The following is a 14,123-nucleotide window of genomic DNA, read 5'->3' as shown; positions in this document are numbered from 1 at the left end:
GCCTTGGCCCTGGTTTCAACGTCCTTCGACGTTGAGTGAAAGCAACGTGACGTCCGCGCTCCTGCCACCCGAAAGGCAGCAGGACCGGTCGTCCCGATGACAGGGCAGAACATGATGAAAGCAGTGGTTATCCAGGCCTTTGGCGGGCCCGAAGTGTTGACGGTGCAGGACATTCAACTGGCAGAACCGGGGCCCGGGCAAGTCCTGGTCAAGGTCATGGCGGCGGGTATCAATTTCATGGACACCGGTGCCCGACGCGGGCTCGGCGCTGCCTGGGAACTGCCGCTGACGCTGGGTGCAGAAGGCGCCGGCGTCGTCCTGGCCAGCGGCCCGCAGGTGACGGAGTTCGCTGTCGGTGACCGCGTGGCCTGGCATTACGTGCCGGGCAGCTACGCCGAACAGGTGATCGCCCCGGTCAGCCAGTTGGTGCCGTTGCCCGATGAGATCGACTTCGCCACCGCCGCCAGCCTGATGATGCAGGGCCTGACCGCCAGCAATCTGGTGGACAAGGTGCACGCGATCCAGCCGGGCGACGTAGCCTTGGTGCATGCGGCGGCGGGGGGCGTGGGGCTGATGCTGACCCAGTTGATCAAGCTGCTGGGCGGCAAGGTCATAGGCCGGGTTTCTCATGCCGACAAGGTCGAGGCGGTGCTCGCGGCGGGGGCGGACTATGTGGTGATCGGGCGAGCGCAAAACATTGCCGCCCAGGTCATGCGCCTGACCGACGGGCAGCGGGTGAATGTGGTGTACGACGGCACCGGCGCGGAAGGGTTCGCCGATTCGCTGGAGATGCTGGATTATTTCGGCACCCTGGCCTTGTACGGACCGTTCATGAACCCGATCCCGCCGATCGATATCTTCAGCATGCCGCGCAGCATCAAGCTGACGTATCCCTCGGTCATGCACTACGTGCGCAACCGCGAGGTGCTGCTGGAAAAATCCCGGCAACTGTTCGCGTGGGTCAGTGCCGGCAAACTGAAAGCCGTGATCGGCAAGCGTTATTCACTGGATGATGCGCAACAGGCCCATCGCGATATCGAGTCGCGCAACACGACGGGCAAGCTGATCATCGTCCCTTGACGCCACGCCAGATCAGCAGGGCCGCCAACACCTGGCTACCGGCGAAAAACGTGAACAGGTGTTGTGCGGTCCATCCGGCATCCAGCAGAAACCCGGCGACCACCGGCGAAATGATCGCCCCCAGACGCCCCGTCGCCAGCACCACTCCGACGCCGGTCGTGCGGACCGACGTGCAGAACGCTTGAGGGGCCAGCACATACAGAGCCGCGACTGCACCATTGAGCATCAGCCCCAGCGTGACCGCCACGAGTGTCGCCAGACCGGGGACGCGAGTGGCCGGCAGCATCAATGGCAGCAGGGCGGCGTTGAGCAGCAGAAAACCCGACAGCAAACGTCGGCAGCCGTAACGATTGGCCGCCAGTCCCAGCAGCAGGGCGCCGAGCATGCCACCCAGCGCCAACAGCATCCCGATCCGGGCGCCTTGTTGGTCGGTAAAGCCATTGTCGACCAACAGGGCCGGCGTCCAGCTCATCACGAAGTAAAAGCAGAACATCAACAGAAAGAGTGCCAGTGCCAGCGATAGAGTCTGTTGCCATTGACCGGGCGAAAACGGCCGGCTGACGTCGTCAGGCGACAGTGGAGGAATAGGCGCGCGGTGTTCAAGTGCCAGAAATGACGGCGATTCTCGCAGCCAGAAGACACCGACCAATGCCGCCGCCAGCGTGATGCAACCCCCGGCCAGAAAGACATACCGCCAGCCCATCAAATCATTCAATACATGGGCCAGCACACCGCCCAGACTGGCGCCCATCGCAAAGGCGAGGGATTGCAGTGCGATCGCCAGATTGCGTCGCTGCGGACCGGCGTGTTCGAACGTCAGCACGTTCGCCCCCACCAGCACTGCCCCCGTGCCGATGCCGGTCAGCAAACGCAGGAACATCAACACGTGATGATCCGGGCTCCAGAACGACAGCAACATGCTCAGGCCGCTGAGCAGCAGGCCGGCGAGCAACAAAGGCCTGCGCCCGAAGCGGTCGGCCCTGGGCGCGGCCAGCAGCGAACCGAGCGCCATCCCGACCAGACTTGCGCTCAACAACAGGCCCAGTTGCGCGCCGCTCAACGCCCACTCCGCCGCAACCCGGCTGGCGGTGAAGGCCATGGCCATCACGTCGAGTCCGTCGATCACGTTGAACAGCATGCACAGCCCGATCACCCACCACGGAGAAGTGGTCGATGGCGTACTGCTCAGGCGTTCGAGCGCTGTTTCCCCACGCATCCGCAATCCTTGTTCAGGTCTGTCATTCAATTGGGCCGTTTCCCCGCCGCATTCTGCCCGTTAACCGCTGCTGAGTTCGAGCGCGTTTTTGCGCGCCGGGCCAGCGCGTCATACCAAGGTATCGACCGACACCATCGTGTAATCGCCCCGGTGCCAGCGCAGTGGTCTGATCCGATTGGCGATGCCTTTCGAATAATGACTACAAGGAGATCCATCATGGTTGCGGTTTCGTCCGGTCTTACCTGGCGCCATTGCCTGGCGTCATCCATCAGGGGCGGCGCGCTCGGCGTTGCCGTACTCGCTGGCAGCAGCGGCGTCTGGGCCGCGACCCCGGCAGCGGATCCGGCGCAAGCCATTCGCCCGTACACCATCCATGTGGACGAAGCGAAATTGAGCGACCTGCGCAAACGCATCGCCGACACTCGCTGGCCGGATAAGGAAACGGTCGGCGACGTGTCCCAGGGAGTGCAACTGGCGCAGGTCCAGGCGTTGGTGAAGTATTGGGGCGACGGCTATGACTGGCGCAAGGCTGAAGCGAAGCTCAACGCCTTGCCGGAGTTTGTGACCACCATCGACGGCGTCGACATCCAGTTCATCCACGTGCGTTCGCGCAATCCCAATGCGATGCCGCTGATCCTCACCCACGGCTGGCCGGGTTCGCAGTTCGAATTTCTCAAGACCATCGGCCCGCTGACCGATCCCGTGGCCTATGGCGGCAAGGTCGAGGACTCGTTCGATGTGGTGATCCCGTCGATTCCCGGCCATGGTTTTTCCGGCAAACCGACCGAGCTCGGCTGGGGGCCTGACCGGGTGGCGAAGGCCTGGGATGTGTTGATGAAACGTCTGGGCTACAGCCATTACGTGTCCCAGGGCGGCGATCACGGCTCGGTGATTTCCGATGCGCTGGGTCGCCTGGCGCCGCCCGGTTTGCTGGGTATCCACCTGAACATGCCGGCCACCGTGCCGCCGGAACTGGTCAAGCCGATCAACAGCGGCGATCCGGCCCCGGCAGGGCTGACCGCGCCGGAGGTGACGGCCTTCAATTCGCTCAGCCAGTTCTTCGGTCGCAACGCCGCCTACGGCGCAATGATGGTGACCCGACCGCAGACCATCGGTTATCTGCTGGCCGATTCGCCTGCCGGCACGGCAGCGTGGATGTATGAAAAATTCGCCGCGTGGACCGATAGCGACGGTCAGCCCGAGAAAGTCCTGAGCCGCGATGAAATGCTCGATGACATCAGCCTCTACTGGCTGACCGACAGCGGGGCGTCGTCCTCCCGTTTCTACTGGGAGAACAACAACAATAACTTCAGCGCCGCCGCGCAGAAGACTGCCGACATCAAGGTGCCGGTGGCGATCACCGTGTTCCCACACGAAATCTACCGCGCGCCGAAAGTCTGGTCGCAGCGCGCCTATCCGTCGCTGGCCTACTTCAGCGAAGTCAGCAAGGGCGGTCACTTCGCGGCATGGGAGCAACCGCAACTGTTCAGCGAAGAACTGCGCGAAGCCTTCCGGCCACTGCGCGCGGCTGCGCAGAAAACCGCTGCGCAGGCAGCCCGCTGACCCTTCAATCCGCAAGCCCTTCAACCCTAAGCCCTTGACCACAAAGCCCGGAACCGCCGCCCGGCGGTTCACGAGGGAGACTCGGCATGACTGACTTTAACGCTGTAACCCCATCCCGGCGCGTGCTCGCCGGTTCGATCCTGGCGCTTGCGCTGGGCATCGCTTCGGCATACGCCAGCGCCGCCGGAGTGCCCGCCGGCAAGATTGACGCCATTACCGCCGGCACGAATGTTTCGTTCGGCGCGCTGAAACACGTCAAGGCCGGACTGCTGGACGTTTCCTACGCCGAAGTCGGTCCGGCCGACGGTCCGGTGGTCATCCTGCTGCACGGCTGGCCCTACGATATTCACAGCTACACCGACGTGGCGCCGGCACTGGCGCAGAAAGGCTATCGGGTGCTGATTCCCTACGCGCGCGGCTATGGCGACACGCGTTTCCTGTCCGCCAAAACCGTGCGCAACGGCCAGCCGGCGGCGCTGGCCAAAGATCTGATCGACTTCATGGACGCCCTGAAGATCAAACAGGCCGTGCTTGGCGGCTATGACTGGGGCGCGCGCACCGCCGACATCGTCGCCGCGCTCTGGCCCGAGCGGGTGAAGGCGTTGGTGGCGGTGAGCGGTTACCTGATCGGCAGCCAGGAAGCGGGCAAGACGCCGCTGCCGCCGGCGGCGGAGTTGCAGTGGTGGTATCAGTTTTACTTTGCGACCGAACGCGGTCGTCTGGGCTACGAAAAGAACACCCACGACTTCGCCAAACTGATCTGGCAGCTGGCCTCGCCGAAGTGGAACTTCGACGACGCGACTTACGAGCGCAGCGCCGCCGCGTTGCAGAACCCGGATCACGTCGCCGTGTCGATCTTCAACTACCGCTGGCGCCTGGGGCTGATCAAAGGGGAAGCGCAATACGATCCGCTGGAGAAAAAACTGGCGGCATTCCCCTCGATCAGCGTGCCGACCATCACCCTCGAAGGCGACGCCAATGGTGCGCCGCACCCACCGGCCGAGGCCTACGCCAAACGCTTTACCGGCAAGTACGAGTACCGGCTGATCAGCGGCGGCATCGGCCACAACCTGCCGCAGGAAGCGCCGCAAGCGTTCGCCCAGGCGGTGATCGATGCCGATCATCTCTGATTGCCGGCCGAAGGGGATCCGACCATGAAATTCAACCATTGGGCCGTGCTGCCAGCGGCCATTGCGCTCGCGGCACTGGCGGCCACCGGTGTCGCGTTGGGCGAGGCCGATGACGGCGATGCCTCGCCGATCTACGGCGTGAAGCTGCCGAAAAACTATCGGCAGTGGACGCTGATTGCCCCGGCCCAGGAAGCCGCGCCGCTGGATGAACTGCGTGCGGTGCTGGGCAATGACCGGGCGATCAAGGCTTACCAGAGCGCGACGTTGCCGTTTCCCGACGGCACGGTGCTGGTGAAGCTGGCGTGGAAACACGTGCAGTCGCCGGAATTCGAACCGGCCTCGATTCCAGGGGCGGCCACCACCGTTCAGGTGATGGTCAAGGACTCGCGCAAATACGCCTCGACCGGTGGCTGGGGATTCGGCCGTTTCATCAACGGCAAACCCGCCGACGAAGCCCAGCACCAGACCTGCTTTGCCTGCCATCAGGCGCGGGTGCAGAACCACGATTTTGTCTTCACCCGATACGCCCCCTGAATCCGTCATACGAGGAACATCCAGATGAAAAAAACACTGATTGCACTGAGCATCGCTGCGGGCCTGTGCCTGGGCGCCAATGCCTTCGCCCAAACCGCCAAACCCACGGTCGTGCTGGTGCACGGCGCATTTGCCGACGCGTCGAGCTGGAACGGCGTGGCGAAGATTCTCGAGAAGGACGGCTACACGGTGATCGCCGCCGCCAATCCGCTGCGCGGCGTCAAGAGCGATGGCGCAGCGGTATCGGCGTTGCTCAGCAGCATCCAGTCGCCGGTGGTGCTGGTCGGTCATTCCTATGGCGGCAACGTCATCAGTGATGCGGCCAACGATCATGCCAATATCAAAGCGCTGGTCTACGTCAGCGCGTTTGCCCCAGAGGCCGGTGAAACCGTTGCCGGGCTGGCCGGCAAGTTTCCCGGCAGCACCCTCGGACCAACGCTGGCACCACCCGTTGCGCTGGCCGACGGCGGCAAGGACCTGTACATCCAGCAGAGCAAGTTCCACGATCAATTCGCCGCCGACGTCCCGGCTGCACAAGCGGCGCTGATGGCGGCTACTCAACGTCCGGTCACCGAAGCGGCGCTGAACGAGCAGGCCGGAACACCTGCCTGGAAGCACATTCCGTCGTGGTACATCTACGGCGACAAGGACAAGAACATCCCGCCCCAGGCGATGGCGTTCATGGCCAAGCGTGCAGATGCCAAGGCCGTTGAGGTGGTGAAGGGCGCCTCGCACGTGGTGATGGTGTCGAATCCGGCACCGGTGGCGCGGCTGATTGAAAAAGCCGCGGCCGCCAACTGAAACCCTGCGACGTGCCGAGGCGCGTCGCAGGTCTGTCACCCCCCGCTCAGGCAACGGACACCTGCGGCGAAGTTGCCGGTGCCAGTCTGAGCAGGGGCGTGATGCCGAGCATCAACAGCAGTACCGCGAACAGCAAGGTGTACGCCGGGCCATAGTGTCCGGCGTATTCGCGCAGGGCACCGAACAGCAACGGCCCGAGCGCGGCGATCAGGTAACCGATGAACAACATGAACACCGTCCACAATCCGGCCTGTTCGCTGGTGCGGGCGTGATCCAGCGGCAAGGTCATGGCCACGGTGAAGCCCATGCCCAGGCCGATGGCCGCGAGCACCACATACAGCATCGGCCAGTACGCCGGCAGGAACGCCATCCCGCCCACCCCGAGCAGGGCCAGCAACGCCGACAACCCGAGCAAACCGCGCCGGTCGTGGGCCTTGCCCGGAATCAGCCCCGCACCCACGCTGGCCACAGCGAACACTGCAGTAAAAATGCCCAGCAGGACGCCCGGGGAAACACTCGATGTGGCCGCTTCCACCGAGGCGGGCGCCATCCAGGCGAAGAGGGCGTAGACCACGAATTGCCCGGCACCGAAATTCAACGCGATCAGCCAGGCCTGCGGATTGCCCCAGGGCAGGCGTTTGCTCGGGCTCGATGGCGATTTCACGGTGGGCGCCGGTGTCGCAAAACGCCGTGCCATCCACACCCAACTGGCGATGGCGGTGAGGCACAGCACGCTCCAGACTCCGGCGCTGACTCGCCAGTCTTGCGCCAGCTCGGCAATCGGTGCGCTGAGCACCGCCGCGAGGGTCGCGCCCAGACTCAAGCCGCCGGCATAGATGCCCATGAACAGCGCCGGGCGTTGCGCAAAGTGAGTCTTGATCCACGCGCCGGTCATCGCGCCGGCAACCGCAATGCCGATGCTGGCGAAGAACGTACTGCCGAGCAGGAAGAATGCATTCGGCGAGATCGCCCGCAACAAGGTCGAGGCGCCCAACAACGTCAGGGCGACAACCACACTGCGATCGATCCCGAAGCGCCGGGCCAGGCTCGGAACCACCAGCGCGAACACGCCCATGCAGACGTCGGGAATCGAGGTCAGCAGCGCGGCCTGGGTGTAGCTCAACTGGAAGTGCTGCTGGATCAACAGCAGAATCGGCCCCACCGAAATGATCGGCGGCCGCAGGGCGATGGACAGGATCAGCAGGCCGATCACCGCCGTGACGCTCTGCTGGTGGCCGGAGAGATTGCGGGTGATTGCCATGGGAAAGGCCTCATTGATGAACAATGAGCGCAAGGCTAACAATGGACCGGCCATGGCAAATGCCAGGGTTTGTCGCCAAAGTGACAATCGCCGCTTTAACACGATCAAGGTCTGTTTTCAGGAGACTCCAGCGATGAAGCAGGAGGTGCGCAAGATCATCGCCCAGCGTGATTCCGCGCCGCGCAGCGAACGTTATCCCGATTATCAGGACGTGCCGCGAGTGATGACCGTGCTGGTGCGTGATCAGGCCACCGGCGAATACAACGAGCCGCACGTGCATCGGCACGGGCAGTTGCTGTATGCCTCGAACGGCGTGATGCGGGTGGCCACCGAGCGCGGCTTGTGGATCCTGCCGCCGAAACGGGCGCTGTGGATTCCGCCCGGAATGATCCACGACCAGTTGATGCTGAGCGCGGTCAAGATGCGCTCGATCTACATCGAGCCGCAAGCCTGCGCAGAGCTGGGCCATCACTGCAAAGTACTGGAGATCCCCGGACTGCTGCGCGAGTTGATTCTGGCCCTGGCCGAGCAACCGATCGAATACCCGCAGGAGGGCCGTAACGCACACATCGTGGCCCTGATACTCAGTGAGTTGCAGGCGGCGCGGACGTTGCCGATCGAAGTGCCGTGGCCGCTCGACCGGCGTCTGGTCACTGTGTGCGAGGCGATTCTGCAAGACCCCGGTCAAGACCATTCGATCGGTTACTGGGCTGACCGGGTCGGCGCCAGTTCGCGCACGCTGATACGCCTGTTCGTCAATGAAACCGGTCTGAATTTCCGCCACTGGCTGCAGCAGGTACGGCTGGCGACCGCTATCGATCGGCTCGACAAGGGGCAATCCGTCGGGGTGATTGCCCGGGATCTGGGCTACGCCAGCCAGAGTGCCTTCAGTGCGATGTTCAGGCGAGTGATGGGCGAATCGCCCCGTGAATTTCTCGTTCGCGATTAGCGCGTTTCGGCGATTCCGATACCTTCGTATTCTGTCGTCGAAGGGAGGCGGGTGGTATCAATGACACTGCTGTTGCAGGTGCACTGAACACCCAGCCTCGTTCCGCGAGGAACCTTCGAAGAGTGAGAATCCTGATGCTTTTATACCTATCGACCTGGTCCGAAATCGCCCAATTCCTCGAACGCAGCCGCACCATCGTCATCCCGATCGGTTCCAACGAACAGCACGGGCCGACCGGCCTGCTGGGCACCGACTGGATGTGCCCGGAAATCATCGCCCATGAAGCGCAGAAAAACGCCGATATCCTGATTGCCCCGACCTTCAACATCGGCATGGCGCAACATCACCTCGGCTTCCCCGGCACCATCTCGCTCAGGCCCTCGACGTTCATCGCCGCCATCGCCGACTGGACCCGTTCGCTGGCCGCCCACGGCTTTGAAAAGATCTTTTTCCTCAATGGCCACGGCGGCAACATCGCGTCAATCGAAGCGGCATTTTCGGAGCTGTACGCCGAAGCGAGTTTCGCCCGCCGCAAGGCCGGGTTCGCCCTGAAGCTGTGCAACTGGTGGGATCTGGAAGGGGTGAACGAGCTGGCCCGTGACCAGTTCCCGACCGGCCACGGCATTCATGCCACGCCTTCGGAAATCGCCGTGACCCAATGGGCCTACCCCGATTCCATCAAGTCGGCCGACTATTCGCCGCAGATCGCCAATTGGGGGCCGATCCGGGAAGCGGCGGATTTCCGTGCCCGTCACCCGGACGGCCGCATGGGCTCGGACCCGGCCCAGGCTTCGCCGGAAAAAGGCCGGCAACTGGTGGAAATGGCCGCTCGTGGTCTGGTCCAGGAGGTGCAAGCCTTCAGCCGCGAGTCATTACCCGACTGAACCGTCGCCCTGATCAACGCCCGGATGTTCCGGGCGTTGCTGTTTCAACCCTTGGGAAAATCGCCATGTGGACTATCAAGCACAGCTACATCGATGGTGCGTTCGTGCCCGTTCAGGGCCGCGAAACGATCGAATGCATCAACCCGGCGACGGAGTCCGTCATCGGAACGGTCACCCTGGCCAATCGCGAGGATGCCAGGCAAGCCATCGCCGCCGCCCAGCGTGCGCAAGTCACGATGGGCCGCACCTCGAAAGCCGAGCGCATCGACATGCTCAAGCGCCTGCAGGCGGCGGTGCTGGAGAGCACCGAAGAGATACGCGACACCGCTATCGAGGAATACGGCGCACCGTTGGCCCGTGCGCAATGGGTCAGCCAGTACGCCTCGCAATCCTTCGCCAACGCGGCGCAGATTCTCGAAAACTACGAGCTGGTGCGGCCTGTGGGTCGTGCAAGCGTCGTGATGGAACCGGTCGGGGTGTCCGCGTTGTTCGCCCCCTGGAACAGCACCGCCGGTACGGTGTGCAGCAAACTGGCGGCGGCGATTGCCGGCGGCTGCGCCTCGGTCATCAAGCCGAGCGAACTCAGCCCGTTGCAGACCCAGGTGCTCGCGCTCGCCTTGCACCGTGCGGAACTGCCAAACGGGGTGATCAATATTGTCTTGGGCCGTGGCGGCGAAGTGGGCGACGAGATCAGCACCAGCCCGCACATCGCGAAGATTTCGTTCACCGGTTCCACCGCCACCGGAAAACTCATTGCCCGCGCGGGTATCGAGACCATGAAGCGGGTGAGCCTGTCGCTCACCGGCAAGTCGGCGTCCATCGTGCTCGACGACGCGGATCTCGAGGCGGCCATCCCCATGGCCCTGAATGCCGCCTTCATGAACAACGGTCAGGCCTGTGTCGCCGGCACGCGGCTGTTGGTGCCGCGCGCGCTCCTGCCGCAGGTGATCGAACGGGTAAGAGGCTTGGTCGACGCCATAGTGGTCGGTAATCCCCATGATCCGGCGACGGTCATCGGCCCGTTGGTCAACCAGGCGCAGTTTGATCGCGTGCAGGGTTTTATCCGGCGCGGGCTGGAGCAGGGCGCGCGATTGATCGTCGGCGGGGAGGGCCGGCCTTCCGGGCTGAGCCAGGGCTATTTCGTCAAGCCCACGGTGTTTGCCGACGTCAGCAACGACATGGATATTGCCCGGGAAGAGATCTTCGGCCCGGTGCTGTCGATCATCGCTTATGACGATGAAGAACACGCCATCCGCATCGCCAATGCCAGTGTCTACGGATTGCAGGCGTATGTGTTCACCCGCGAGGCGGAACGGGGCCGACGCATCGCTGCGCGGCTGGAGGCCGGTTCGGTGTTGATCAACCGGATCGCACCGGAGCTGCTGGCGCCGTTTGGCGGGGTCAAACAGTCGGGGATCGGCAGGGAATTTGGCGTGTCCGGGCTGGAGGCGTTTCTTGAAGCGAAAAGCATCGTAGAGGACTGACCACGGCAGCAGGGCAAACAGGATCAATCCTGCTTGTCCTGCTTGCCTTGCTTACGCCATTGCGGATCAGCCCAGTGCTTCGATGGCCTGTGCAACACCCGCACCGTATGCCGGATCGGCCTGGGTGCAGTTATCGATGTGGCGTTGCCGGGTCTGGGCGCTGGCGCCATGGATCGAGCGCGCGGTGTTCTCGAACAAGACCTGTTGCTGGGCGGGGGACATGGCCCGGAACAGTGCGCCCGGTTGCGAGAAGTAGTCGTCGTCCTCGCGGTGATTCCAGTGCCCGGCGCTGCCTTTGAGGGCCAGCGGCGGTTCGCTGAAATCCGGTTGCTCGGCCCACTCGCCATAGCTGTTGGGCTCGTAGCCGATTGTGCTTCCCGCGTTCGCATCGGTGCGCATCTGGCCGTCCCGGTGATAGCTGTTGACCCGGCAGCGCGGCGCGTTCACCGGGATCTGATGATGGTTGACGCCGACGCGATAGCGCTGGGCATCGCCATAGGAGAACAGCCGGGCCTGAAGCATTTTGTCCGGTGAGAAGCTGATGCCGGGCACCACGTTGGCCGGGTTGAAGGCCGCCTGTTCGACGTCGGCGAAGTAGTTGTCCGGGTTGCGGTTGAGCTCGAGCACGCCGACTTCGATCAACGGGTAATCCGCGTGGGGCCAGACTTTGGTCAGGTCGAACGGGTTGATTGGGTAGGTCTCGGCGTCCAGCTCCGGCATCACTTGTACGTAGAGCTTCCATTGCGGGAAGTGGCCTTCCTCGATGGCGTTGTACAGGTCGCGCTGGGCGCTTTCGCGGTCATCGCCGATCAGTGTCGCGGCTTGTTGATCGGTCAGGTTCTCGATGCCTTGTTGAGTCTTCCAGGTGAACTTCACCCAGAAACGTTCGTTCGCCGGGCTGATGAAACTGAAGGTGTGGCTGCCGAAACCGTGCATGTGGCGGTAGGTGCGCGGCAGGCCACGATCGCTCATGACAATCGTGACCTGATGCAGCGCTTCCGGCAGTAAGGTCCAGAAATCCCAGTTGTTGCGCGCGCTGCGCATGTTGGTGCGCGGGTCGCGTTTGACCGCATGGTTGAGGTCGGGGAATTTCAACGGGTCGCGCAGAAAGAACACCGGCGTGTTGTTGCCCACCAGATCCCAGTTGCCTTGTTCGGTGTAGAACTTGATGGCGAATCCACGGATATCGCGCTCGGCATCCGCCGCGCCACGTTCACCGGCCACGGTCGAGAAACGGACGAACACATCGGTGGTCTTGCCCACGCTGGAAAACAGCCTGGCCTTGGTGAAGCGGCTGATGTCATGGGTGACGGTGAAGGTGCCGAACGCACCGGAACCCTTGGCGTGCATGCGCCGCTCCGGAATGACCTCCCGATCGAAGTGCGCCAGTTTTTCCAGCAACCATACGTCCTGCAACAGCATCGGGCCCCTGGGGCCGGCGGTCTGTACGTTGTTGTTATCAACCACGGGCGCGCCCGCGGCAGTCGTCAGCTTGTTCATGCGCAACTCCTGGCTTTTGTCGGTTTCCCGCCATCACATCAAAAGCCTTGGGCGCGATCTATTGCACCTTGGTGTCGCCGGATAGTACGAAGGTGTGGTTGGAAGATTGGGCGTTTTGCTGTCGGCAAAAGACGGATCAGGCGAGGGTGATGCTGACCTTGATGTTGTTGCGCGTGGCCTTGGAGTAGGGGCAGTTCTGGTGCGCTGCGTCGATCAGCTGGAGCGCCACTTGCGGTTCGATATCCGGCAGTGACACAGCCAGTTGAGCCTTAAGGAAAAAACCTTGTTCCCCGTGGACCAGGTCGATTTGAGCATCCACCCCGGCCATGGCCGGAAAAACGATCTTGCGCGCATTGCAGGCGTGGCGCAGTGAGCCGAGGAAACAGGCCGACCAGCACACGGCGAACAATTGCTCGGGGTTGGTTCCGGAGCCGGGCGCACCCGGGGGCGACAGCTTGAGATCCAGTCGGCCATCGTCACTGCGTCCTGTGCCCTCGCGGCCGCCTGTGGTGCAGGTATGTGCGGAGTAGAGGGTTTTTTCGATATCGATCATGGGCATTCCCTGAAAAGCATTTCACAGCGTGGAGGGCGGTTCATGTGGCCCGCGTGGGTTCATGACATTCCCGTGCAGATGCACCCGCCAGCGCGTCGGCCGTGGCCACGGCATCAGCGCCGCGATGGCCAAGATTGTCGAGCAGGGTCGAGCGGGCGATTTCGATCAGCCAGGCGCGAAACGGAAAGCTCGGGTCATGGGCGGCCTGTTCCTGGTAGAGCGCCCTGAAGGCTTGCTGGACGAGGCTGCCGGTGTCTTCGCGACGGATCCGCCCAGCCTGCACCTGACCTTCGTAGAAGGCGATGAGCAACGGTGTCACCGTCGCGAACAGCTGTTGCGCCTCACCCCGGCCATGCCGGACGGCGCCCGCGACCAAGGCATACAATTCGTCGTTGCCGAGCCGGTCTGACTCGCACAGGCAAGTGTTGCGATAACCTTCAGCCATGGTCGAATCCCTCGCAAAACCATCGTTCGACTGAGCGCGGCTGCCGGAAAGATTTGCAGGTGGCCCGGCGTTCAGCGGTGAGATTCAAGCCTGCCTTCACAGCCGAATGACTGCCAGTTATGCGTTGTTAGCGCTTGTTAGCGCCCGGCTATCGAGGTAGGTCGCGCGGTGACTTTTTCGCTGGCCACTCAAGACGCTGCAGCGGTTTTCGATGCCCTTGGCCTGCAGGAAACGGCGGTACGGTGTACGAGCATTTTTGACATCCCTGTCCCTTTGCCATCGTCACAACCATGTAGGAAACGTCCGATATTTATTTAGCAAATTTCCTACATTTTGTTTGCCTCCCTAACAAAAAACGTGGTTATTATCCGCCGGCGCTTCGGGTCACAAACCCGGCGCCAGAAGATTGCCGTGTGTCTACAGACCCGGCAGTCGCAGCCGATCGGGACCACCCTGGCGCTGTCATCCCCGCGCAGGTTGTTCCTCGTCGTTGACCCTCAAATGGAAGTCGAGGTTTCAATTGGTCACGCGGTTTGCAATCGTCGATGCAATGAACGGGGCGACGTCTGTCGCCAATGATCCGGCCCACTTTCCAGTTGCCTGCGCCGACCGCGCGGCGGCGTTTTTCTCCAGCCTGTCTCCCCCCGAATTTCTCCGTGTGCCCGCGTTCAACGCGAGTCTGCACGCGCGCGCCGCGCCATCCTCCTGAATTCGAATGACCGT

General features: G+C 62.9%; 13 protein-coding genes. 8 read left to right on the top strand and 5 right to left on the bottom strand.

Annotated features, from left to right (window positions below):
* The first annotated feature begins 114 nt into the window (after positions 1-114).
* The gene (locus BMZ46_RS22000) at positions 115-1,080 is read left to right on the top strand and encodes a quinone oxidoreductase family protein (RefSeq protein WP_074690958.1); all 966 of its coding nucleotides are present in this window, start codon (positions 115-117) and stop codon (positions 1,078-1,080) included.
* On the opposite strand, the gene BMZ46_RS21995 is transcribed toward BMZ46_RS22000, so the two are convergent.
* Entirely contained in the window at positions 1,067-2,296 is a 1,230-nt protein-coding gene (locus tag BMZ46_RS21995) for an MFS transporter (RefSeq protein ID WP_074690716.1), read from the bottom strand. The genes BMZ46_RS22000 and BMZ46_RS21995 overlap by 14 nt on opposite strands.
* A 216-nt stretch (positions 2,297-2,512) precedes the next feature.
* Between BMZ46_RS21995 and BMZ46_RS21990 the strand changes: the two genes are divergently transcribed.
* The 4 genes from BMZ46_RS21990 to BMZ46_RS21975 all read left to right on the top strand — a co-directional run bounded on the left by BMZ46_RS21990 (position 2,513) and on the right by BMZ46_RS21975 (position 6,324).
* Positions 2,513-3,859 (top strand): epoxide hydrolase family protein, encoded by a 1,347-nt coding sequence (locus BMZ46_RS21990; RefSeq protein ID WP_074690717.1) that lies wholly within the window; start codon positions 2,513-2,515, stop codon positions 3,857-3,859.
* Positions 3,860-3,945: 86 nt separating this feature from the next.
* Complete coding sequence (locus BMZ46_RS21985) at positions 3,946-4,989, top strand: alpha/beta fold hydrolase (protein WP_074690718.1); 1,044 nt, start codon at positions 3,946-3,948, stop codon at positions 4,987-4,989.
* Positions 4,990-5,013: 24 nt separating this feature from the next.
* Positions 5,014-5,523, top strand: a complete 510-nt coding sequence (locus BMZ46_RS21980; protein WP_074690959.1) for a cytochrome P460 family protein — start codon at positions 5,014-5,016, stop codon at positions 5,521-5,523.
* A 24-nt stretch (positions 5,524-5,547) separates the two neighbouring features.
* Positions 5,548-6,324: an alpha/beta fold hydrolase gene (locus tag BMZ46_RS21975; protein WP_074690719.1), complete on the top strand. Its 777-nt coding sequence runs from the start codon at positions 5,548-5,550 to the stop codon at positions 6,322-6,324.
* Between the two features lie 46 nt (positions 6,325-6,370).
* On the opposite strand, the gene BMZ46_RS21970 is transcribed toward BMZ46_RS21975, so the two are convergent.
* Complete coding sequence (locus BMZ46_RS21970; protein ID WP_074690720.1) at positions 6,371-7,585, bottom strand: MFS transporter; 1,215 nt, start codon at positions 7,583-7,585, stop codon at positions 6,371-6,373.
* A 133-nt stretch (positions 7,586-7,718) separates the two neighbouring features.
* Here BMZ46_RS21970 and BMZ46_RS21965 point away from each other — a divergent pair, with 133 nt between their 5' ends.
* The 3 genes from BMZ46_RS21965 (at position 7,719) to BMZ46_RS21955 (ending at position 10,902) form a co-directional block, all read left to right on the top strand.
* On the top strand, positions 7,719-8,534 hold the full coding sequence (locus BMZ46_RS21965) for an AraC family transcriptional regulator (RefSeq protein ID WP_039771046.1): 816 nt from the start codon (positions 7,719-7,721) through the stop codon (positions 8,532-8,534).
* Positions 8,535-8,668: 134 nt separating this feature from the next.
* On the top strand, positions 8,669-9,418 hold the full coding sequence (locus tag BMZ46_RS21960; RefSeq protein ID WP_039771048.1) for a creatininase family protein: 750 nt from the start codon (positions 8,669-8,671) through the stop codon (positions 9,416-9,418).
* 65 nt (positions 9,419-9,483) lie between these two features.
* Complete coding sequence (locus tag BMZ46_RS21955) at positions 9,484-10,902, top strand: aldehyde dehydrogenase family protein (RefSeq protein WP_074690721.1); 1,419 nt, start codon at positions 9,484-9,486, stop codon at positions 10,900-10,902.
* A 66-nt stretch (positions 10,903-10,968) separates the two neighbouring features.
* On the opposite strand, the gene BMZ46_RS21950 is transcribed toward BMZ46_RS21955, so the two are convergent.
* The 3 genes from BMZ46_RS21950 to BMZ46_RS21940 all read right to left on the bottom strand — a co-directional run bounded on the left by BMZ46_RS21950 (position 10,969) and on the right by BMZ46_RS21940 (position 13,400).
* Positions 10,969-12,402, bottom strand: a complete 1,434-nt coding sequence (locus BMZ46_RS21950; protein WP_074690722.1) for a catalase — start codon at positions 12,400-12,402, stop codon at positions 10,969-10,971.
* A gap of 136 nt (positions 12,403-12,538) precedes the next feature.
* Positions 12,539-12,955 (bottom strand): organic hydroperoxide resistance protein, encoded by a 417-nt coding sequence (locus BMZ46_RS21945; protein WP_074690723.1) that lies wholly within the window; start codon positions 12,953-12,955, stop codon positions 12,539-12,541.
* Between the two features lie 40 nt (positions 12,956-12,995).
* A complete protein-coding gene (locus tag BMZ46_RS21940) occupies positions 12,996-13,400 on the bottom strand; it encodes a hypothetical protein (protein ID WP_074690724.1) in 405 nt (134 codons plus the stop codon).
* Positions 13,401-14,123 lie beyond the last annotated feature (723 nt).

Source organism: Pseudomonas sp. NFIX49, assembly GCF_900115915.1.
In the GTDB taxonomy this organism is placed as follows: domain Bacteria; phylum Pseudomonadota; class Gammaproteobacteria; order Pseudomonadales; family Pseudomonadaceae; genus Aquipseudomonas; species Aquipseudomonas pharyngis.
The sequence above is the reverse complement of the archived record's forward strand: the minus strand, read 5'-3'. Positions and strand labels throughout refer to the sequence as shown.